Below are 22087 nucleotides of genomic sequence, written 5' to 3' on the forward strand. Positions count from 1 at the left end.
TAAGTAGCGCTACTTGGCTAGCTCGCGCATTGCTGTTTCCAAGCCTTCCATGGTCATGGGATACATGCGGTCATCGATAACGTCACGAATTAACTGGGTCGAGTAGGTGTACTCCCAGGCACGGGGTGGCATGGGGTTTAACCACGCCAAGCGTGGAAACGTATCAGCCAAGCGTTTTAGCCACACGCCGCCAGGTTCATCATTGAAGTGTTCCACGCTGCCACCCGAGTGAGTGACTTCGTAAGGCGACATGGCGGCATCACCGACAATCACCACCTGATAGTCCGCCCCGTAAGTGTGCAACACATCCATGGTCGGGATGCGTTCGTTACGGCGCCGCATATTGTTACGCCAAACCCCTTCGTAAAGGCAGTTGTGGAAGTAATAATGTTCCAAGTGTTTGAATTCGGAACGTGCCGCTGAGAATAACTCTTCGCAGACGCGAATATGATCATCCATCGACCCGCCGACATCTAAAAACAGCAGCACTTTAACCGCATTATGACGTTCGGGGCGCATTTGAATATTGAGTAACCCCGCATCCCGTGCGGTTTCGCGGATGGTGCTGTCTACATCAAACTCGTCCAGCGCTCCTTGGCGGGCAAACTTGCGCAGCCGCCGTAAGGCCATTTTGATATTGCGGGTGCCCAGTTCAAGCGAGTCATCGTAATCGCGAAAACGCCGCTCGTCCCAAACTTTGGTAGCGCGGCGGTGGCGCGAACCATCCTGGCCAATACGTATGCCTTCGGGGTTGTAACCATACGCCCCAAAGGGGCTGGTGCCACCCGTGCCAATCCACTTGTTGCCGCCCGCATGGCGCTCTTTTTGCTCTTCCAGGCGCTTTTTAAAGGCCTCAATCAGCTCTTCAAGACCACCTAGCGACTCAATTTTGGCTTTCTCTTCGTCGCTGAGCTGCTTTTCAAATTCGCGTCGCAGCCACTCATCGGGAATGAGCGCCTCGATTGCCGAATCCATATCTTCAAGGCCTTTAAACCAGGCGGCAAAGGCGCGATCAAAGCGGTCAAAGTAGCGCTCATCTTTGACCATGACCGTACGCGCCACTTGATAAAACGCTTCCATATCGGCAAACACGACGCCACGTTCGACCACCGCGTGCAGGTCGAGCAATTCGCGCAGAGAAACGGGCACACCGGCACGTTTGAGGGCATCAAACAGACCAATAAACATGGCTTAGCGCCCCGTACTCTTTTGGCGACGCATCATAAACGCCAGGCGCTCTAGCAGGTGAGTATCCTGCTCGTTTTTAACCAGTGCGCCCGCCATCGGCGGTAGGGCTTTGGCCGGGTCGCGGTTATACAGCGCTTCCTGGGCCAGTTCGTCGGCCATTAGCAGCTTGAGCCAATCCACCAACTCTGAGGTAGAGGGCTTTTTCTTGAGCCCTGGGGCGTTGCGCAGATCGAAAAACACTTCCAAGGCTTCGCCGACCAACCTGGGGGCGATATCCGGGAAGTGAACATCCACAATCGCCTGCATGGTTTCGCGGTCGGGGAATTCGATGTAATGGAAAAAGCAGCGACGTAGGAAGGCGTCGGGTAGCTCTTTCTCGTTATTCGAGGTGATCACGATAATCGGGCGTTGTTCGGCGCGAATGGTTTCGCCGGTTTCATAAACATGAAACTCCATACGATCCAGAAATACCCCCTAAATTGAGCATACTATTTATGTACAATATGCCTGTATTTTAGCTAATTATCAGCTTTACAATCAGTGATAAATAACATATAACCACATACTATGTACTATTAGTATGTAGAGCTTATCATGTATCTAAACAGCGCTGTTGTTAAAGTTAGAGCCAAGATAGACAACCACTCCGCTTCTCTTGCTATGAAGGCGGTAGCGGTGAACGGCGCTATATTGAAGTCCCACCTTGAATACATGATCTACAGAAGACTGCGCGGCCGTCGCAGCGGTTGGATGGACAAGTCCATTCAGGCTGTCAGGTTGTTGATTGACTATTCATATGCCAATGGAGATATATTCAAAAATCCCGCAATTATGTTTGAGACATTTGCTCAACGGCTTTTCGATGGGACTGTAGATGAAGAGGGCTTCGATCCTACAGGTCTTAGGTGGCAGCCGAGGTCTAAAGGCTCGGGTAATGAGATTATTCGCCATATTACACTTTACTCAGATTGGCTATATGATCAAAAAGATGGCGCAAGTGAGCTGCTGAACCCTAGGCGTGTTGCAACAAAAACAGAAAAATTAATGAATCTTGCTGCTTATAATAATCGTATGAACCGATCATTTTTGAAGCACACTTACTCAACAGACCACAAGGCAAATGAAGTTAGCAGAACCAGAGCTGTAAGCTATAGAAACGAAGTTTCTATCATAGAAGATCCCCAAAAACCTTTTGAAGAAGATAGAATATGGGACTTGCTTGGGCAGGGGTTTTTGAAGAAAGGAAAGTCTATAAATGACAGAAGTGTAGAAAAATACGATTTGTCAAATATTTTAATTACAATGCTAATGCACTATGGCGGTTTAAGGGTGTCAGAGCCGTTTCATCTATATGTTGATGATATAATTCCCAATGAAGGGTTACAGCAAATCCGAGTGTATCACCCTAGAGAGGGGCTAGCACCACAATGGTACCGGCACTTAACAAACAACCCTAACTGTAATAGGAAGACCTTTCTAAAGATAAAATATGGACTTGAAGATAGAGTTACATCCAGCAAAAGGTCTTACCATGCAGGGTGGAAGAATCCTACAGTTTCTAGCGTTGGTAAATATTTTCCGGTCTTCCTATTTGGAGATAATATACAAGATGTCTTTTATGATCTTTTTAGGTTATATGTCGAAAAACAGCGTGTGAAGCCCCTTCCAGGAAGGGAACACCCATTTTTATTCACCAATAAGATCGGAGATCCCTTAAGCATAAAATCTTTTGTGCAAAAGCATAACAAGGCAGTTAAAAGAATAGGTCTTAGCCACTATCTCGAATTGGGCGGCTCACCTCACTGCCATAGGCATGCGTACGGTCAAAGGTTAGCCGAAGCGCGAAATTTATCTTCTGATATTGACGAATATATTATTAAGGGTGCGTTACATCACCGTTCTTTAGAAAGCCAGAAAACATACACAGATCCGCATACAAAAAAAATTGCGCGAGAGTTAAAAAAAGTAGCCAACTTAGTAGTCAGTGATAAATCAAAGAATGCAAAATCAGACTTAATTGAAGGGAACTAACGTGAATGAAGTATGAAACCTATGAAGAAGCCAGTTCTGCTGCAATTAAGCTGAACATAGTTAAAAAGATAGAGTATGTAAGAAGGTATAAGGAAGATTATCGATTGCCAGCCAAGCCAGAGATGAAATATTCAGATAAATGGATAAGCTGGAAGTCTTTTTTAGGTGTTCAAAAATATGCATTATACGAAGATGCTAAGGCTGCTGCGCAAGCTTTAAGATGTGAGAATTCAATAGAATACAAAAATATGTATAAAGAAGACCCTCTTCTCCCTTCTGATCCTGCGAAAATATATGCAGATGAGTGGGAAGGTTTTTCTATTTTTTTAGACCAACAAAGATATGGTACTTATGAAGAGGCTGAAAAAGCTGTTCAGAACCTTGGAATAACAAAAACTACAGAATACAAAGTTAGATTCCGTGAAGATAAAATGCTACCTGCTCATCCTAATATAAAGTATCAAAGAAAAGGATGGGTTGACTGGTTCACTTTCTTTGGTACAAATAAAAAGGAATTGTACAAAACTTACGAAGAAGCAGCTAAAGCTGCTAAGAAACTAAAGGCAAAAACTTACAATGAATATGTAGAAAGATACCAACAAGACCCAAGGTTAACCAGAGTTCCAGAGAGGAAATACAAGGGGGCAGGTTGGGTAAGCTGGCAAGAATTCTTGCGTGGCTTGTACCCCACAGTTAAAGAAGCACAAGAGGCCGCAAGAAAATTAAAAATAAGGCACCCAACCGATTATAAAAGAAAAAGAAAAAAGACCCGATGCTTCCTTACCATCCACAGACGACTTACAAAAATAAAGGGTGGGTTAGCTGGCAAGATTTTCTGTCACTATCGTATTTTTCTTACGAGGAGGCGGTTGAGTTTTTAAATTCACCATCAGTTAAGATAAAAGTTCCTTTTGAATACATGGTTCTTGTTAAATTGGAGAAAAGACTTCCTCGTACCTATACAAAATATGATCAATACTATGATTGGCCTAGCTTTGTTGGTTTGGTTTATCAAGATCCGCTAGATGCAGTTAAATTAATAAGAAAAAAAGGAGTAAATATTGAAAATATCAATGATTATAAAGTTCTACGTAAACTCTACCGCTCTTTGCCTGAGGATCCTTTAGCATATTATGGTTTTAGCTCATTTTTCGATTTTTTGAATTTTAGTACAGAAAAGCTTTGGGATCTTAGGACTATTAAGAAGTATTGTCATGACAAAAAAATAAAAACTCGTGAAGAGTATGATGAAATTGCTAGTAAAATACCAGAGCTTCCAAACAACCCAAAAACAGTTTCGCCTAACGTGAGGATAGATCGGATCTTATACAAAGATCCTTATATCTCTGTATTTGAAAATGAAGAATACTATCCATGGGTAAAAATTGCTGACGACTGGCTTACCTCAACAGGATCTTACTCAACACGTAGATCTCTTATCAAAAACTTTTTCGTATTTTTCAAAAAAACTCTGCCTGTGCTACCTGAGTACCTTTGTGATTCCAAGTCTCCTCGGCTAGATATAAATAGTTTTATAGACTCATTGCCAGATTCACAGAAAAATATATCATCGGTAAATCATCTTCAAAAATTTTTTGACTTCGTTATTGAAAGGCTATGTTCACACCATTGCGAGGAAACGGGCGAAATTATTGTTTTAGAAGGATATGAAAACCCAATAAATAGGAAGGTGTTAACTGTTGATTTTCAGCCTAGGTTTAATAACCATGAGTCAACAAAGCCAGCACTTCCCTTCCGCTATATACAGCGCGCCAGGCACTTAATTATCCCACCAGGAAAGGAGGTATTAACTTTTTCAGAACTGTACGAAAGACTAAAATATGCAACTGATTTCTTTGATTTTGTGGGTGAGTGGTTTGTTGCTGATAAAAATATCATTGACGATAGCGATCCTAATTGTGTTTGGCGTAAACTAGATGGAGTTTTCGAACTTTGGTCACCCGTGAGGGTAGTGGCGATATATACGCAGCTCTTCATGCCATTCAGAGGCTCCCAAATATGTTGGCTTGATAGTGGAGAGGCTGACTACGAGATTCTTGAGGAAGAAAATGGTAAATATAAATGGGTAAACAACCAGCTTCTCAAAGAATATCGAGTTCCCAAAAAATATCATCAAGGTTTCTTCAAACCTGGTAGTGATAAAGAAGTTGTTTGCCATGTTAGCACGAACAAAACGGCCTCTAATGCTTTTGAAGGATACGATATTCCATGGGTTGACGAAAGAATTATTCCCCTTTTGATTCAGCTAAGAAACTGGCAGTCAAAGTATAACCCTCTGGAGAAACCGACCAAATGGACTAATCAAGTCAAAACTGAAAATGATAGAACACTCAGAAAATATGGGTACAAAGGTAGAAGCTGCTTTCTTTTTAGAGACCCTTCCTTGCAAGGAGGTATTCCACTGACGCAAGCCAAACTCAGTTCTGGCTTTGCTGGAGTTCTACATCTTATTCAAGACAAGGAATTACCCCTTACAATGATAAGAAAAGGGAAGAAGGATGCAAATTCTTTGAGCAATCTTCATTCCCTTTTTACTCTTCATTCTATGCGTGTGTCTCTTATAACAGCTTTTATAAGAGACGCTAAAATAGCTCCTGAAGTAGTTCAGAAGCTTGTTGGTCACTCATCTTTAGTTATGACGATCTATTATACAAAAGTTACTGCTGAGGAAATAAGGGAAGCGTTAAACGATGCTGAATCTTTAATCATAAAGAACCAAGCTAACAGAGTTGATCAGTTAATTCGCCAAGGAAAGATGGACCAAATAACAAGTGAGTTAGTTAATTCTAGAGGTGAACTGGTTAAAAATAATTCGACAATGCCTTCAGCGGCCTACACCATGATGGATTACGGGATTTGTCCTAATGGACGTACTAAGTGTGATATTGGCGGTGATATGATAGGTGAGAGCTCAAAAGTTTATCATCCAACACCTGCAGGGTATCTAGGAAATAGCAACTGTCTTCGTTGTCGTTTTTTTTATTCAGGACCTGCTTTTTTAGGCGGCCTTCAGATGTTATGCAACGAAATAACACTTGAATGCAAAGCTGCATCAATCGTCATTGATGAATTAAGACAGAAAATCGACACTTTGGAAGACGAGCAGTACCAAAAGCTTCGTGAAAAGCAAGACTTCACAGGTTCCCATGAAATAGCACTTACTGAAGCCCACTATGAACAAGAGGTAACAAGATTTGATTCTCTTGTCTGTGATTTGATAGTAGCAATTCGTCTTTCCATGAATTCGATAAATATTCTAAACTCCAGCATTAACGACTCTACAAAATCCCCCCATCACAACTTAATAACTACTGACCAGGACGCAGGTGTTTTTTTGAACTTTCCTGAAGTTAGTAATTTCCTGCATGTTGACATGGTTTGCCAGTCTGCCAGCTACCATCAGTCATCTAGACCTCAAAAAGCAACACTGGTAAGAACACAGCTATTAGATCTATTTGCTCGTAAAAATGGGCTTTCGCCAGGGCTCTTTGCCCTTTCAGAGCGGCAGCAGCTAGAGATTGGAAATGAAATCACCAAAATGCTTCGTTCAAGACTGGGAGGCTGGGATGCTGTTAGCGAATTGATGGACAAAGATGCAGTGATCACGCTGGAAGACCTGCAGATAGAGGAGGGCGCGATTAAAGAAGGGCTTCAATTAATGTTTAATGGCCAAACACCTAAAGCAATATCTCTTCCATCTGAAAAATAAATACGGAGTATTAAGGTGTCTAGAATCGTTGACAAAATTTACGAACAGCTTTTGGAAAAATCACCTAGCAATCGTGTAAAAAATAATCTGTCGGTTGTCAAAAAAGCATGTGATTTTCAACTTGATCGAAAATCAAAAGATTTCAGCATTGCGACCATAGGGCGGTTGTCAGAGAGTTTTGGTGGCGTTAAGACGCAATCAATAAGAAACGCTACAGGGCAAGTCTACAGAGATTTAATAAATGCTTACAAATCAGAAAACCCCGTAAAAGCTATCAATACAACTCCTGCTGAGCCAATTTCTTGGGCAGGAAGAATAGAAGACCCTGAGATTCGCTATCGACTCCTTGATCTGGTTGCTAGCGAGAGGAAACTCAGGAACGAGCTTAATCAGTTGAAAGCTGTAAAAGAAGTTGAGGTTGATCTTCGTCTAGAAAGTAAGACTGTTGAATGTCGCTTGTATGATTCGCTTACAGATATCGAGATAAAAGCTCTTTCTGACTTCATAAGTAGCTCCAGGCTCTCAAATTTTGGGTGGTCTATCGGTACAAATGGTCGTCTATTAGATTCTAATGGAAAGCCTGTAACCAAGCCGGGATTTGTGGATGGTATCCAAAAGGTGCTAACGATAAATAGCTATAATTAACGCCTAAAAATCTTCAATTTAACATCGCCGGATTTGGTATTAATAAATAAGTGCGCTATTTAATTGTAAGTTTTAATGATAAAGAATAACAAAAAATTGGTTCTTCGTCACTTCACGTGGATTTGGCCTGATCGAATAGGCGGCCCACCGGGCTGCCAATCAGGTAGATCATGGCGATAAAGTTGGCCTCGTTCCGGTAGCCACGTGCTCGTGACCGAGCCGCTTGGAACAGACCATTCATTCCTTCCAGTCTTGCGTTCGTCAGTCCCGAGAGCCAGCGTCTGACCACCGCGTCGGCGTGCCGCTCAAGCGTCGCCAGGGCTTTCCCCATCGGCTTCAGCAGTGACTTTTCAGACACCGCCGCCTGCATGACCTTGAGGTAGTTCGTGATGCGCCACCGAGCCGCTCTGGGCGTTGGAGCCTTCTGGATCCAGCGTAGCTTCTCCTTGATCACCCAGGCATCGGCCGTGGCGCTCTGATCGGCCACCAACTCCTGGAGCGCCGAAAGCTGTTTGGGTGTCAGGTTCTTGTTATCCAGGTTCTTCAGCAGGGCCCAGCGCAGCGACTTGGGGTGCCCCTGCTCCCGGCGCTCTTTCTTGCGTACCTCGTCCAGCCGCTTGGTGAAGGTCTGTACGATATGGAACCAGTCGACCGTTACCTCGGCCTTGGGAAGGTGCTCGGTCACGCCGCTAAGGAAGGCTGGCGACATATCGCAGACGACCTCGACCACATTATTCGGGTCGCCGCCATGGGCCGCCAGGAAGGCGCTGAAAGCCTGGATGGCATCCTTGCCGCAGCCTGGGACGGCAAAGATAACCGGTTCCCGCTTGCGCTGCATGTCGAGGAACACCGTGACATAGCGATGACCGCGCCGGGAGGCGGTTTCGTCCACGCCGACCGTCACCACCTTGGACAGATCCAGTTCCCCCAACATGCGGCCAACGTAGTGGTGCACGATGCGCCATAGTCGTTTGTCGGAAATCTCCAACTGGCGGGAGACGGCCAGTACCGGCATCTCCTTGACCAGTGACATGGCCGCTTGCTCGAACAGCAGGGTAAAGTCGCTACCCGGCCGGGCCCGGAGTCTGTCAACATAGTTGCCATATAAAATGACTTCAGCTCTTTAAAATCCTGCGGCCTGTGGCACTGAGTCCCGTTCGGGATTTAGGTGCACTACATCCGGCAGGCTGAGTTTCCGGATGTCTCCTGACCACCGTTCCGGGTGGCGCGGCTTCAATAACCTCTCGGCGCTGCGTCAGAATGCCTTTGGCCTCGCCGTTGTGACGCTGGCTCGGCGTGACGTAGCGCAGGGCGCTGTGCCGGTGCTCATGGTTGTACCACTCGGTGAATTGCTGGACCCAGTCTTGCGCCTCGGCCAGCGTGGCGAAGCCGTCGGCGGGGAATCCCGGCCGGTACTTCAGTGTCTTGAAGGCCGACTCGGCGAAGGCGTTGTCGTTGCTGACCCCCTTGGCCGGCTGTACGACGGGGTGATGCCCAGGTCGTAGAGCTTCTCCAGGATGATCTTACCCAGCAACAGTGGACACTGGTTTAAGCGATCATTCGGGCTTCAAAGGCCTCTGGGCTGATCATCCCAATAGCACTGTGCCGCCGTTGTTTGTTGTAGTCCAGTTCGACGTACTCAAACACCTGGCGCCTCATATCGTTTCGCGTTGTAAATTGCTCCCCATGGATCGCTTCAACCTTGAGGCTGTGGAAGAAGCTTTCGGCACAGGCATTATCATAGGGGTATACGGATTTAATGGTTGATGGGGCACCTTCACCCCATCAATCTGATACCACCCTCAGATGGTTGATAGATCGACTCCGTAGTTGAGTTCCTCTGCGAAGTCCGGCAGTCCGTAACCGATGGTTTTCTTGTAGAAAGGAGAGACCTTCGCAGTCGGTGCCTTCTTCTTGTGCTTCGTGGTGTAGAGCATTCGTGCCCGCATCACCTCGAAGGAGTAACCGCGCCCTTCACGGTTCTTGTCCTTGGCCAGTCGGTTGATGGACTCCGTGTAAGCGTTGGTGACGGGCATGTCCGTCTCGAAGTAGGTCATGGTCTCTTCGCGCCAGTTTCCCACTGCCCTGACCAGATCGCTCCAGACTTCCTTTTGGCCCTTCGGGATGGTGGCTATCCACTCGTCCAGGGCGGCTTCTGCCTGGAGCCGTGTGGTGGCGTCCCAGATGCCGTAGAAGCGCTCCTTGTGCTCGTAGGCGGCCAGCAGTTTGAACCGCCCCGGTTATTCCGGAGACCGGTTTGTTTGAGTCAGGCAGCTTCACCCGACTCTTCCAGTTGATGATAATACGTCCTTTCTCGTTCTGCTGGTGGAACGTTTCCGATGGGTTCCAGCAGTCGGCGGTTGTTGAACCAGTCAACCCACTCCAGCGTGGCATACTCAACGGCATCCAGTCCCCTCCATGGGCCACGATGATGGATCACCTCCGTTTTGAACAAGCCGATGATGGTTTCAGCCAGCGCATTGTCGTAGGAGTCGCCGGTGGTGCCGACTGAGGCATTGATACCCTCGTCAGCCATACGCTCGGTGTAGCGGATCGAGAGATATTGGCTTCCCCTATCACTATGGTGAATCAACCCTTGCCTGTGTTTTCGTGCCCACAGAGCTTGCTCCAAAGCGTCCAGCACCAGTGCCGTTTTCATCGATGTCGCTACACGCCAACCCACAATACAGCGTGCATAAACATCAATGACGAACGCAACGTAAACGAAGCCAGACCAGGTAGCGACATAGGTAAAATCGGCCACCCAAAGCTGATTAGGACGCATGGCCGTAAAGTCACGTTTCACTAAATCAGGTGCTCGTTTCTGGCCGGGATCACTGATGGTCGTGAAGGGTCGTTGGCCTCTCACCACGCCACGAATTCCAAGGCGGCGCATGAGCCGTTCTACGGTGCAACGAGCAACATTAACGCCTTCACGGCGGAGTTGCCGCCAGACCTTACGGGCACCGTAGACGCAGAAGTTTTCCTCCCACACCCGCTGAATCTCAGCAGTAAGAAACTCATCCTGCCGATACCGGTCTGCCCGCCGTTCAGGATCAGTTTCAAGTGCCTTGTGGTGGTAATACGTCGATGGGGCGATTGGCAGTTGGCTACAAATCGACTCGACCCCGAACTGAGCACGATGCTCGTCGATAAATGACACCATCAATTGGGTTTGCGGTCGAGCTCCGCCTGGGCGAAAAAAGCAGCCGCCTTACGGAGGATTTCATTGGCCCGCTTCAATTCGGTGTTTTCACGCTCTAGCTGCTTGAGTCGTTCATGTTCAGACAGGTTAACCGAGCTGTTTTCCTGCGTGAGTTCTGTGCGTTTGCACCAGGCTCTCAAAGTCTCTGGTGTACAACCGAACTTGCTGGCAATGGAGCAGATCGCCGCCCACTTGGACGGGTATTCGCCTTGCTGTTCAATAACTAAACGAACAGCCCGTTCCCGCAATTCCGGGGAATATCGTTTTGGTGAGTTCATGACTTCATCCTCTCAAGATATGAAGTCTCCGGTAAAGCCGGGGCGGTTCAGTTGCGGGAACGCGCCTGTCCAGGTCTCCATAATGAGGCGCTCCCGGTCTGAGACTTCGTGAGCGCGTTTCAGCAGGATTTTCCGGTCTCCCTTGAGAGTCCGGCTCTGGGACGGTTTCAGCTCCTTTCTGAGGCCCTTGCGCACTCTCTCTAGGGCATCGTTGGCCATGCGCACCACATGGAACTTATCGACCACGATACGGGCCTGGGGCAGCACAGCCTTGACCGCTGCCCGGTAGGGGTTCCACATGTCCATGCTGACGATCTCGACCTTCTGCCGGTCTTTCAGCTTCATCAGGTAGTTGGTCACCACGTCCTGGCGGCGGGTGGCCAGCAGGTCGAGCAGGGTTCGCTCCTCAATGTTGGTCAGAATGCAGCGGTAGCGCTTGTTCAGGTATAGCTCGTCAATGCCCAGGATGCGGGGCGTCTCGAAGCGGTGCCAGCGCCCCAGGAACTCGGCGCGGGCGTTGAAGATGTCGCGCACCGTCTTCTCGTCCAGGCCGGTCTGTGCCGCCACAAAGGTGTAGGGGTGGTTGAAGGATTCCTTCTCCACGTACTCATGCAGCCGCAGTGTCATACGGAATCCGTCCACCATCTCCGGTAGCTGGGGCCTGAATGTTGTCTTGCAGGCCCGGCAGGTGTATCGGCGGCGGACCACCCAGAGAGTGACCCGCTTGCCGTGGATGGGCAGATCACGATAGGGAACGTCACGCTTGCCGAACCGTACGAACTCACCCTGCACGCCGCATTCCTCGCAGGCGATGGGATCGGGCACGTCCACCTGGAAGTGCATTTCGTCGTCGGTTGATTTGCAGCCCAGTACTTGGTATTGCGGCAGGTGAAGGATGTTGTCGGGAAGTTCGGTCATGGTGTTGTATAGGCGTAGGTGTCAGTCAGATCCATCCGGCTCGGCATTGGTGTTTGCTTTTTTACCCAACAAGCTGCTGGAAACGAAAAGTAAGGCACCGAGGACAATTGCAATATCAGCCAGGTTGAAGGCCGGCCAATGCCAGTCTCGCCAATAGAAATCAAAGGAATCCACAACATAGCCGCGAAAGACCCGGTCAATCAGGTTGCCCATGGCGCCACCGAGGATAAGACTGTAAGCGATGGCTTCTCCTTTATGACGATTTTCAAGGATCAGCTTGATCAGAAAAATCGAGACCACTACCGCGATTCCGATAAAAAAGTAGCGCTGCCAGCCTCCACCATTCGCAAAAAGACTGAATGCGGCACCGGTGTTCCATAGGTGCACCCAGTTAAAGAACGGGGTCACCGAAACATACTCGCCATAGGCCATTGATTGCTGCACCAGCCACTTTACAGCCTGATCAGACGCTGCCAGCAGGCCCGATATGGACAATAGGGCATACGGCGAGAGCTTTTTGCCAATAATGAGCATTATTTAACCCTTCAACGCCAAAATGCGTCTGGCACCGTTAAGTACAATGCCCCCCGCGATGGTGCCGATAATCAGATCCGGATAATTGGAACCGGTCCACGCGACCAGGGCGCCGGCGGTGATGACCCCCAGGTTGATCACCACGTCGTTGGCCGAGAATATCCAGCTTGCCTTCATGTGCGCCCCGCCTTCCCGATGTTTGGATATGAGCAGCAGACAACTGGTATTGGCAATCAATGCGACGAATGCGATAGCCATCATCACCAGCGATTCAGGCTCACTACCGAATACAAAGCGTCTCACCACCTCTACGAGCACGCCCACAGCCAAGATCAGTTGCAGTACACCAGCAAGATGCGCGGCACGTACCTGCATTTTCACGCTATGTCCAACCGCATAAAGGGCAAGCCCGTACACCGCCGCATCGGCAAAATTGTCCAGGGATTCTCCAATCAGGCCGGTGGACTGGGCGATCAGACCGGCAGTCATTTCCACCACGAACAGAAGTGCATTGATGCCGAGCAACCAGCGCAGGGTCCCGGATTCTTGCTTAGCAGAAGCTGCCGAAAACTCGGCGGCCTTGATGGTCTCCGGATTTGCAGCGACGGTTTCCTGAAGCGAGGCGCCTAGCCCCAAGGTCTTCAGTTTCGAGGTGACGGGCTCGACCTCGCCGTCATGCACGACCTTCAGCCGGCGGTTCGACAAGTCGAAGGACAGCGCCCGAATCTCCTCAAAGCCGTTCAGGGCTAGGCGAATCATTCGTTCTTCTGATGGACAGTCCATCTTCGGCACAGCATAAACACTGACCCATCTCCCTGGCGCCTCGGAGGAGGCCTGTATATCGGTATCCGCTGCGGACGTTGCATCACCGCCACAGGCGCCACCACAGGATTTGCTCATGATACGACTCCACTTGAACAATGTTGTGGTACCATTTAAAACTATAAAGCTACTATAATGTCAATGGAGTAAAGAATCCGTTGGGGAGGAGGCTGATGCGCATTGGTCAGTTGGCGCAGTTGGTAGGGGTCGAAACACAGACGATCCGCTTCTATGAACAGCAGGGCTTGTTGCCGCCGCCTGATCGGCAGGACAACGGTTACCGTGTCTATACCGAGAAGCATGGTGAGGGGCTGGCCTTCATCCGTCGCTGCAGAATCCTGGGCCTGTCACTGGCTGAGATTCACGAACTACAGAGCTATCAGGACGACCCTCATCAGCCTTGTACCGCCGTCAACGCCTTGCTCGATGATCACATCTCTCATGTGCGGTCGCAGATAACCGCTCTGCAAGCGCTTGAGAAACAACTCGTTTCACTGAGAGCGAGTTGCAACGATGACCGGGAAGTTGAGGCGTGTGGGGTTCTTGCTGGAATTAGCGAAGGAAACATGCACCAGCAGTAGGTGAAGCATCAACCAGATAATCCGATGAGATGCCGGTCTGTCTCACTCTCATGCAAAGGTAAGATCAACCATTTAATCCGCTTACCCATTTTAAATTTCGATGTACAACCGAAAGGTTTGCCATAAGCGCCCGTTGAAGACTTGACCTTTGGGCAGCCTGGCGGTTGTAAGCTGGCTACGAGTAAACAAATGAGGGTAAGCCAATGCGAGTCTCCGAGCTGGCTCAGACGGGAGGGGTAACGGCAGAAACGGTACGTCACTATACAAGGGAAGGGTTGTTGCAACCGCACCGCGACCCGCGCAACGGTTATCAACTCTACGATATAGAGTCCTTGGGGCGCCTACGTTTTATCGACTGCCTGCGTTCGCTGGGCGTTAGTCTTCCAGAGATCAAACAAATATTATCTTGGGCGGATCAAGGCACCGTAGAGTTTAATGAACCAGTACCACTCGCCACTCAAAGGCGACGTCTTCACTTGCGGACCCAAGAACTTCAGGTGATAGCGCGATGGTTAGATAACATGAACCAAGACAAGATGACTGAAAGCTTCAGGCTGAAGGAACTAATCGAATCGCTTGGGACAGGTAAATTAGTTTTCGAGGCTAATGATTCGCGAAGTAATCATTAGTGATGCTGCGAAGTCATGGCACTGTGCGTATCCACCATCCCTATCATGGATTGCAGATGCCAGAGTTGCCAGACAGCAAACGTAATAATCAGCAGCGCTGCTAGCGTACGAGTCGCGGGGCTACGTATCCATATTGAGACACGGCGCGCTGCCACTCCGGTCGCTAGGACGGCAGGCAAGGTGCCGAGCCCAAAGGCCCCCATCATCGCGGCGGCACGCAATGGCTCGGCTACAGCAAGACTCCAGGCCAGCATCGAATAGATTAGCCCACAAGGCATCCAGCCCCATAGCGAGCCAAGTGCGAACGCTTGGGGCACTTTTACAACAGGCATCAAGCGACGTCCTATTGGTTCGATGCGGCGCCACAGAACGCGCCCTAGTGCCTCGATACGTAGCAAGCCCTTCCACCAGTTGGCGATATAAAGCGCCATCAGTATCAACATGACCGCCGCCAGGATACGCAATACCAGGGCGAAGCTGTCCAATGCATGGTTGAGCACGGAACCGAGCAGGGCCACCAAGGCACCCGCGATCATGTAGCTGCTGATACGGCCTAAATTATAGCCGAGCAACAGAGCTGCTAAACGGCTAGGTTGTCGCATGCTGGGGGGCACAGCAAAGGTCAGGGCACTCATGATGCCGCCACACATGCCGATACAGTGCGCGCCTCCCAGCAAGCCGAAGACGAAGGCCGCCGCCAGCGGCGGCAGGCTCAGGTCGGCGGGATTCATTTAAGGAGCGCCTTTGGTGCTATCCGCCGTACCAAGGGAGGGGCTGGTGGCGAAGGTCGCCGGAGGGGAGCCGTACGGTGAGATAAGTTCGACCTGTTCGGGTGGATAGCAAAGTCCTTGATCGGAACAGCCCTGAAAGGTCACCACGACGGCCAACGGTCCGATCACGGTCTCGCTCGCCTCGATGGGCGCACTCACCAACACCTGATTGTAGAAAACATTAATGTCCCCCAAAGATGCGTGCGACATTGGCTCACCAGGTGGCAAAGCCAGCTCTCCGAAATTGATACTTCGAGAGAGACTCTCAATCGCAAACTGATGCCGATGAAGGTAATAGTCTTCGGCGACGGTGAAACCGACATAAACCCGATCATCGTCTCGCCAAGCGGTGGTTCGGAAGGCTTCTGTAGCCGGTAGAAAGTCACGTTGCGTCGAACGGTTAAAAGGGGAGCTTTTGTCACCAACCCCAAATATCTCTTCACGTGCCGCTACCGGTGTGACTATAAAGAGTGCCACCATTAGAAAAGCGAAGACTTGTTTCATGAGTTTAACGCCGCCTTTGGCTTATCCACTGGCTGACGTCTGGACCAAGCGACCAGAGCAAAACCCGCTATGAGCATCGGTAGTGTCAACAGCTGCCCCATGGTCAACCAGCCAAAAGCGATGAATCCCAACTGAGGGTCTGGGAGGCGCACGAACTCCACGATGAAGCGAAAGGCTCCGTACAGAAGCAGGAACAACCCAGAGATGAGGCCTCGCTGACGCGGTCGGCGCGATAGCCACCACAGCACGGCAAACAACACGACACCTTCAAGGGCAAACTCGTAGAGAGCCGAAGGATGGCGTGGCTCTGGGCCCAGCTCCATCATGGATGGAAACACCATTGCCCAAGGTACATCACTAACTCTTCCCGGTAACTCGTGATTGATGAAGTTACCGAGGCGACCCGCTCCCAGGCCGATCGGGACTAACGGAGCAATGAAGTCAGTCAGTTGAATAAAAGCCAGTTGATGTTTGCGAGCAAACAGCCAGGCAGCCACTAATACACCGGCAAGGCCGCCATGAAAGCTCATGCCTCCTTCCCAGATTTTTAATAACCAAAGGGGGTTTGCTTGCAGTTGTTCGAGCCCGTAAAACAGCGCATAGCCAAGACGGCCGCCAACGATGATGCCGATGGCGCCGTAGAAGATCAGGTCGCCCATATCATCGTGGCTTAGGCCGAGTCGGTGGGCTCGATGCCGACCCAACCACCAAGCAGCGACTAGCCCGATGACATACATTAAGCCATACCAGTGGATCTGAAGAGGGCCTATGGCGATGGCGATCGGATCAATTTGAGGGTATTGCAACATATACCTTCCTTAACTTAGCGTTACAGATGGAGTTATTAATAAAAAAATAATGCGTTTTCATAACCGTTTTATCGTTTCCACTTCTCGACTTCTTGGATGACTCGCTCAACATCTTCAGACGTTATGTAACCTGTATGTTTGTAACGAATAGTGCCTTCGGTATCGACCAGATAGCTTTCTGGGGCGCCATACACACCTAGCTCAAAACCTAGGTTACCCTCTGGATCAAAGATGTTGACTTCAAAAGGGTTCCCGAACTCGTCAAGAAACTCGAGCCCCTTTGCCTGGGTATCCTTGTAGTTGATCCCAACCAAGCGGACGCCTCGCGCGGCTAAATCCAATAACTGCGGCATTTCATGTTTGCAAGTCGGACACCACTCTCCCCACACATTGACTAATGTCACCTTTCCTTTAAAAAGAGATTCATCAACGAGCCTTGAGGGGTCTTCCAGCGTTGTCAGGCTGAATGGCGGAAACGGCTGAGCTAACAAGGGTGAATCTCTGGCGCTAGGATCCATTGATAAGCCCTGATAAAAGAAAAAGCTCAAACCAAAAAAGCCCAATAGGGGTAAAAATAGCAATGTCCGAAATTTCACGTGTACGTCTCACAGGTAGTAGCGGGTAAGTGCCTGCTGAGCATTGTTAATGCTTACGAAAGTTGATTTAGAGCACTCGGTTGCTATCGGTCATGGCTGTCGAGCCCATAAGCGTTTCGCCAGCAGAGGCAGCAATGTAATGCCACTGATGAGAATCAGCGCGATTGTGAGGCCACGGGAGTCGGCCGTAATCAGCACTTCGCCGAACATGACGATTAGATACGCCGTGGGGATCACGCCGGCCAGTGTGGCGATCAAAAAGCGCCAGAAAGACAGGGGGGTGATACCTGCCGCATAGCTGACGGCATCAAACGAAAGGAAGGGCACCAATCGGGATGCAAAAACGATGAGCATCAAGCCTGTCTGAGAGCGCTCCTTTCCCAGCCAGTTGAGGATGGGCCGCGAACGCGGCCAGCGTTGCATCACTTCATAGCCGAGCAAACGAGCAATGCAGAAAGCGAGCAGAGCACCGGCTTCGGCACCGATAACGACATAGATCGTCCCCCAAACTGGGCCGTAAAGCGCACCAGCCACCATCGCAATTGGGCCACTGGGAATCGGGCTCATGACAATGGCCGCCATCATCATAAAGATGATGGCCAACGGCCCCCAGACGCCCAGCCTATCAAGCCACTCACGCAAGGCCTGCTTGTCGGTCAAGACCGACAAGGCGCCGGTCTCCATCAGAATCCAATAAAGGGCCGCCAAACCCATCAATAGAGTGAGCCCCAAAAAGAGCGTTTGCTTTACGCTAAGCTTGGTTGCCATGTGCATCTCAGTGGTCGTGATTGGGGAGACTCGCATCTCAGCCCTGTACCGTTATGGTGTATCATTCAACGCCCAATATTTCGCGAAACTGGTCGGTCGACACTGCGCCATTGATACGCTGAACTTTCCCGGCTTCATCACGGTAGTAGCTGGTTGGCGTTCCCGTAGCACCGGCCTCACGCATGATCTGGGCATGATTTCTAAGAAGCGCTTGACTCTCCTCCGACGGCTCCACCGGCCTTATGCCGCCATTGCGAAATTCCAGTTCATGAGTTTCGAGAGCACTGGCCGGATTGTCGGATTCAAGGATTGCAGCAGCTTTGCGAAGACTGTCCTCTGATAGCACACCGACCAGCACGTGACGAAGCTGTAACACGCCTTGCTCAATGAGCGGGCGCGAATTTTTCCAGAGTGCATTGCAGTAGGGGCAGTTGGGGTCTGTTAGTGTGTACACAATATGCGAAGCATCATCATTCCCCTCCGAGATAAAACGAGTGTTTTCAAACGCACTCCAGGTAGCTTCCAGCATGGGGTCCAGCACCAGAGCCTGAAGCTGGCTTTCCATAACGGCATTGCCCTGCGGGTCGATTAACGTACCAATGACGGCGTAGTCGGAAGAGGAGGAGATATAAGCTGCCATAGGCTCATTATCATAAGACAAGGCATAGCCTTGGAGACCGTCAGGCGCTTCGAAGCTGCCATGGAAGGTGAACCCTTGATCCACCAATGCGGTAATCGATTTGGGCAAGGGAGACTCAGTATTCGTGGCACTGCTGGCCTGACGACTCTCAGTGGCATCAGTACTTGCTTCCTGCGCCAACGCAGGCAACGTTATAAGACCTAACAGACCTGCAGCAGCTAGGCAATAAGTGATAGGTAGGATATATCTCATGGATGCTCTCTTTATTAGTTTCTGATCTACCCAAGGGGGACGATTGTATTCGGTTGCCAGCTTCATCACTTCTTATTAAAAAACAGGTATTTGATGAGCGCAGCAACACCAAGCCCCAGCGCAATAATCAACAAGATCGCTATTAGGCCCATCCCTGCCATACCCCACATGCAGCTTTCACTTCCCATCATTTTGAATTCCTCGTTAACACGACATTGTTTGGTTTAGGCGCGATGAACAGCATCGTTTGGACGTGGTGTGGCATTGCCGGTATCCGATGTGAAACGGCGTAGCCGCAACGAGTTAGTCAGCACAAAAACACTGGAAATGCTCATGGCCGCCGCCGCCAGCATGGGGCTGAGCAATACGCCGATGAACGGATAGAGCACGCCCGCCGCCACGGGGATCAACGCTACGTTGTAGCCATAGGCCCAAACGAAATTGCCGATAATGGTCCGGTGGGTACGCTTGGAGAGCGCCGTGGCATTGACGATGCCTCGCAAATCGCCACTCATCAGCACCACATCGCCGGACTCGATGGCAATATCGGTGCCAGTGCCGATCGCAATGCCCACGTCGGCCTGGGCCAAAGCGGGCGCATCATTGATCCCGTCCCCCACAAAAGCGACGCGCTTGCCCTCCGCCTGGAGACGCCGGATCTCTGCCGCTTTCTGGTCGGGCAGTACCTCAGCGAGAATCTGCTGGATGCCAACCTGTCGGGCGATAGCATCGGCAGTGGCACGGTTATCGCCGGTGAGCATGGCCACTTCCAGCCCTTGCGCTTTGAGTGCTGCGATAGCGTCGGCAGAGCCCTCCTTGAGGGGATCCGCCACCGCGATGACTGCAGCAAGCTGACCGTCTACCGCGGCATAGAGCGGGCTCTTGGCGTTCTCGGCCAACACCTTGGCGCGTGTTTCTGCCTGGCCGAGGTCGATTTCCAGCCGACGCATGTAACGATCAGCCCCTACATGTACCAAGTGGCCGTCGACCTCGGCTTCAATGCCGTAGCCTGGCTCGGCACTAAAGCGACTGACAGGGGGTAATTCCAGCCCACGGGTCTTGGCGCCCTGCACAATAGCCTCAGCGATGGGGTGCTCGCTTTGAGCTTCCACCGCCGCGACCAGTCGCAGCACGTCGTTTTCATGACCGTTAATAGCTTCGAAATCAGTCAGTTCGGGGCGTCCTTGGGTCAAAGTGCCGGTCTTGTCCAGCACCACCGTATTCATCTTGGCCAGCGTCTCAAGCGCCGCCCCTTTGCGAAATAGCACCCCCATCTCGGCCCCTTTCCCGGTACTGACCATGATGGCCGTTGGGGTGGCCAGGCCCATCGCACATGGGCAGGCAATTAGCAGCACGCTAACGGTAGTGACAAAGGCAAAGGACAAGGACGGCGCCGGTCCGAAAGCGAACCAGAGTGCAAAGGTCATCGTGGCGATAGCGATGACTACGGGAACAAATACACCAGCAACCTTGTCGGCCAACTGCTGGATGGGGGGCTTCTCCGCTTGGGCCGTTTCCACCATCTTGACGATCTGCGACAAGACAGTGTCGGCACCGACTCGCGTGGCCCGAAAGGTAAGTGCACCGTTCTTGTTGATAGTGCCACCGACGACTTCGGAATCCTTCTGTTTGACGACCGGCACTGGCTCACCGCTGATCATCGACTCATCAACGTAGGAGTGGCCCTCCTCAACGATGCCATCTACTGGAACACGCTCCCCTGGGCGAACCAAAATACGATCGCCCGTGACGACGGCGTCGATAGGCAGCTCGACGGTTTCATCTTCGCGGATGACGCGGGCAGTTTTCGCCTGTAATTGCAGAAGCTTCTTGATAGCCTCGGAGGTGCGGCCCTTGGCAATGTGTTCAAAATAGCGACCGAGCAGAATTAGCGTCACGATGACCGCCGCCGCTTCGAAATAGCTCACGGCGGTTCCGACGGGGAAGAGCGCGGGCATTAGCAGGGCGGCGACCGAATAAAAATAGGCAGCGCTCGATCCGATCATAACGAGGCTATTCATGCCAGGATTAAAATGCCGGAGTTCGGCGAAGCCAGTACGATAGAAGCGTGCCCCGGCATAGAACTGCACCGGTGTGGCCAACAACCACTCAACGCCCATCCAGCCGCGATGCGGCATTAGACTCGTTAACAGCGCGTCAAAAGTGGGAATCATTTTCCCCATGGCGATGATGACTACCGGAATCGTAAATATTGCCGCGAGCACGACTCGACGGCGAAGCTCGGCTCTTTCCCGATCCTCGCTGTCCGTTGGTGGCGGCGTATCGGTATCCTGCGGTTCATAGCCTGCTTCGCGGATGGCATGCTGAATACGCGTTAACGAAACGGCTCCTGGCAGGAAACGAACGAAGGCCTTCTGGGTAGCAAGGTTAACACTCACTTCCACCATGCCGGGCAGCTTCGTTAGCGTTCGCTCTATCCGAGAGACACAAGATCCGCAACTCATGCCGGTAACAGGAATCTCGATACTTTCCACTACCGGTTGATAGCCCGCTGTTTCAATGGCGTCGAGTAGGCTAGTGGTCGTGGTAACTGCTTCGACCTGGATAGCCGCCTTCTGGGTGGCGAGGTTCACTTGAGCGTTGATCACGCCTGGCTGCTGGCTGAGTGCACGTTCCACACGTCCAACACAGGAAGCACAGGACATACCACGAATCTCGATATCGACGTTTTGCGCCATAATGAAGATCTCCTGTTATTTATTGACGACCCGATATGCGAGCTTGATTCCCCATGTTCGCTGTCGAGAAAGTGCTGATCATTCAGCCTGCTCAGCGATAGCTTCAACAATCGGGCAGCCTTCCTGCATAGGCCCTTCGCCTGCACACTCGCTCAGTGTTTTCGATAATACGGCTTCAATCCGCGTGAGGTGTTTGATCTGCTCGCGCACCTTGTGCAGCTTCTCCCCGGCGATGCGTTTAGCTTGCGCCCGGTCGCCATTAGCATCCTGAAGCATTAGCAGCTCCCGAATCTCTTGCAGCGTGAAGCCCCACTGCTTGGCATGGACGATAAACTGCAACCGATCCACAGCTTCCAGTGGGTAACGCCGATAGTTGGCATCGGTCCTCCTCGGAGGAGGCATAAGTTTCTCTTTTTCGTAGAATCGAATCGCCTGGCTAGCGACCCCGCTTCGTTCGGCAAGCTCGCCGATACTTAGTGTTTGCATAG

Annotated in this window: 21 protein-coding genes, 4 pseudogenes and 1 other annotated feature; of the genes and pseudogenes, 6 read left to right on the forward strand and 19 right to left on the reverse strand. The window is 50.7% G+C overall.

Going from position 1 to position 22087, the window contains the following annotated elements:
- Positions 1-9: 9 nt before the first annotated feature.
- Positions 10-1188, reverse strand: coding sequence for a vWA domain-containing protein (locus NF683_RS15205; protein ID WP_253920399.1), 1179 nt, complete (start codon positions 1186-1188; stop codon positions 10-12).
- Positions 1189-1191: 3 nt separating this feature from the next.
- Positions 1192-1653 (reverse strand): annotated as a pseudogene (locus NF683_RS15210) (AAA family ATPase); the annotation flags it as partial.
- A 129-nt stretch (positions 1654-1782) separates the two neighbouring features.
- Here NF683_RS15210 and gmtY point away from each other — a divergent pair.
- From gmtY to gmtX, 4 genes are read left to right on the forward strand one after another with little or no spacing between them, the layout of a single operon-like run.
- Positions 1783-3219 (forward strand): gamma-mobile-trio recombinase GmtY, encoded by a 1437-nt coding sequence (gene gmtY / locus NF683_RS15215; RefSeq protein ID WP_230805931.1) that lies wholly within the window; start codon positions 1783-1785, stop codon positions 3217-3219.
- A 5-nt stretch (positions 3220-3224) separates the two neighbouring features.
- Positions 3225-4100, forward strand: coding sequence for an integrase repeat-containing protein (locus NF683_RS15220; protein ID WP_253920400.1), 876 nt, complete (start codon positions 3225-3227; stop codon positions 4098-4100).
- Complete coding sequence (gene gmtZ / locus NF683_RS15225) at positions 3992-6949, forward strand: gamma-mobile-trio integrase GmtZ (protein ID WP_253920401.1); 2958 nt, start codon at positions 3992-3994, stop codon at positions 6947-6949. The genes NF683_RS15220 and gmtZ overlap by 109 nt, the downstream gene beginning before the upstream one ends.
- Positions 6950-6964: 15 nt before the next feature.
- Complete coding sequence (gmtX, locus tag NF683_RS15230) at positions 6965-7594, forward strand: gamma-mobile-trio protein GmtX (RefSeq protein ID WP_230805935.1); 630 nt, start codon at positions 6965-6967, stop codon at positions 7592-7594.
- 112 nt (positions 7595-7706) lie between these two features.
- Here gmtX and NF683_RS15235 read toward each other — a convergent pair.
- The 8 genes and pseudogenes from NF683_RS15235 to NF683_RS15270 all read right to left on the reverse strand — a co-directional run.
- A pseudogene (locus NF683_RS15235) lies at positions 7707-8672 on the reverse strand (ISL3 family transposase); the annotation flags it as partial.
- 37 nt (positions 8673-8709) lie between these two features.
- Positions 8710-9015 (reverse strand): integrase core domain-containing protein, encoded by a 306-nt coding sequence (locus NF683_RS15240; RefSeq protein WP_456362363.1) that lies wholly within the window; start codon positions 9013-9015, stop codon positions 8710-8712.
- A 127-nt stretch (positions 9016-9142) separates the two neighbouring features.
- Positions 9143-9355, reverse strand: coding sequence for an IS3 family transposase (locus tag NF683_RS15245; protein WP_275050940.1), 213 nt, complete (start codon positions 9353-9355; stop codon positions 9143-9145).
- Positions 9356-9396: 41 nt separating this feature from the next.
- A pseudogene (locus tag NF683_RS15250) lies at positions 9397-9822 on the reverse strand (transposase); the annotation flags it as partial.
- Positions 9823-9860: 38 nt separating this feature from the next.
- A protein-coding gene (locus tag NF683_RS15255; protein WP_253920403.1) for an IS3 family transposase occupies positions 9861-11077 on the reverse strand; the annotation gives its coding sequence in 2 pieces (ribosomal slippage) (positions 9861-10792 and positions 10792-11077; 1218 coding nt in all).
- Positions 10686-10802: a sequence feature (AL1L pseudoknot), on the reverse strand. It overlaps the preceding gene by 117 nt.
- Positions 11078-11125: 48 nt before the next feature.
- Positions 11126-11995: pseudogene (locus NF683_RS15260) on the reverse strand (ISL3-like element ISPpu12 family transposase); the annotation flags it as partial.
- Positions 11996-12016: 21 nt separating this feature from the next.
- Positions 12017-12529 (reverse strand): signal peptidase II, encoded by a 513-nt coding sequence (lspA, locus tag NF683_RS15265; RefSeq protein ID WP_004863699.1) that lies wholly within the window; start codon positions 12527-12529, stop codon positions 12017-12019.
- Positions 12530-12532: 3 nt separating this feature from the next.
- Entirely contained in the window at positions 12533-13429 is an 897-nt protein-coding gene (locus NF683_RS15270) for a cation transporter (protein WP_004574643.1), read from the reverse strand.
- Positions 13430-13524: 95 nt separating this feature from the next.
- On the opposite strand from NF683_RS15270, the gene cadR reads away from it, so the two are divergent.
- Both cadR and NF683_RS15280 read left to right on the forward strand, forming a co-directional pair.
- On the forward strand, positions 13525-13932 hold the full coding sequence (cadR, locus tag NF683_RS15275) for a Cd(II)/Pb(II)-responsive transcriptional regulator (protein ID WP_004364961.1): 408 nt from the start codon (positions 13525-13527) through the stop codon (positions 13930-13932).
- A gap of 203 nt (positions 13933-14135) precedes the next feature.
- The gene (locus NF683_RS15280) at positions 14136-14561 is read left to right on the forward strand and encodes a MerR family transcriptional regulator (RefSeq protein ID WP_044630842.1); all 426 of its coding nucleotides are present in this window, start codon (positions 14136-14138) and stop codon (positions 14559-14561) included.
- Here NF683_RS15280 and NF683_RS15285 read toward each other — a convergent pair.
- The 9 genes from NF683_RS15285 to NF683_RS15320 form a co-directional block, all read right to left on the reverse strand.
- Positions 14558-15292 carry a sulfite exporter TauE/SafE family protein gene (locus tag NF683_RS15285; RefSeq protein ID WP_230806305.1) on the reverse strand — a complete coding sequence of 245 codons (735 nt, stop codon included), beginning with the start codon at positions 15290-15292 and terminating at the stop codon, positions 14558-14560. The genes NF683_RS15280 and NF683_RS15285 overlap by 4 nt on opposite strands.
- On the reverse strand, positions 15293-15835 hold the full coding sequence (locus NF683_RS15290) for a protein-disulfide reductase DsbD domain-containing protein (RefSeq protein WP_022522186.1): 543 nt from the start codon (positions 15833-15835) through the stop codon (positions 15293-15295).
- On the reverse strand, positions 15832-16644 hold the full coding sequence (gene lgt, locus NF683_RS15295) for a prolipoprotein diacylglyceryl transferase (RefSeq protein WP_022522187.1): 813 nt from the start codon (positions 16642-16644) through the stop codon (positions 15832-15834). Before lgt ends, NF683_RS15290 begins: the two co-directional genes overlap by 4 nt.
- Before the next feature lie 68 nt (positions 16645-16712).
- Positions 16713-17240 carry a DsbE family thiol:disulfide interchange protein gene (locus NF683_RS15300; RefSeq protein WP_053856991.1) on the reverse strand — a complete coding sequence of 176 codons (528 nt, stop codon included), beginning with the start codon at positions 17238-17240 and terminating at the stop codon, positions 16713-16715.
- A 90-nt stretch (positions 17241-17330) separates the two neighbouring features.
- Positions 17331-18008 (reverse strand): TVP38/TMEM64 family protein, encoded by a 678-nt coding sequence (locus NF683_RS15305; RefSeq protein WP_230806301.1) that lies wholly within the window; start codon positions 18006-18008, stop codon positions 17331-17333.
- Positions 18009-18069: 61 nt separating this feature from the next.
- Positions 18070-18900, reverse strand: coding sequence for a thiol:disulfide interchange protein DsbG (gene dsbG / locus NF683_RS15310; RefSeq protein WP_022522190.1), 831 nt, complete (start codon positions 18898-18900; stop codon positions 18070-18072).
- Between the two features lie 65 nt (positions 18901-18965).
- The gene (locus NF683_RS21300) at positions 18966-19091 is read right to left on the reverse strand and encodes a hypothetical protein (protein WP_258955997.1); all 126 of its coding nucleotides are present in this window, start codon (positions 19089-19091) and stop codon (positions 18966-18968) included.
- Between the two features lie 33 nt (positions 19092-19124).
- On the reverse strand, positions 19125-21599 hold the full coding sequence (locus NF683_RS15315) for a heavy metal translocating P-type ATPase (RefSeq protein WP_172420649.1): 2475 nt from the start codon (positions 21597-21599) through the stop codon (positions 19125-19127).
- Between the two features lie 78 nt (positions 21600-21677).
- Positions 21678-22085, reverse strand: a complete 408-nt coding sequence (locus tag NF683_RS15320; RefSeq protein WP_058579630.1) for a heavy metal-responsive transcriptional regulator — start codon at positions 22083-22085, stop codon at positions 21678-21680.
- Positions 22086-22087: the final 2 nt, after the last annotated feature.

Origin of the sequence: Halomonas sp. MS1 (assembly GCF_024182575.1) — a bacterium.
Lineage (GTDB): Bacteria > Pseudomonadota > Gammaproteobacteria > Pseudomonadales > Halomonadaceae > Vreelandella.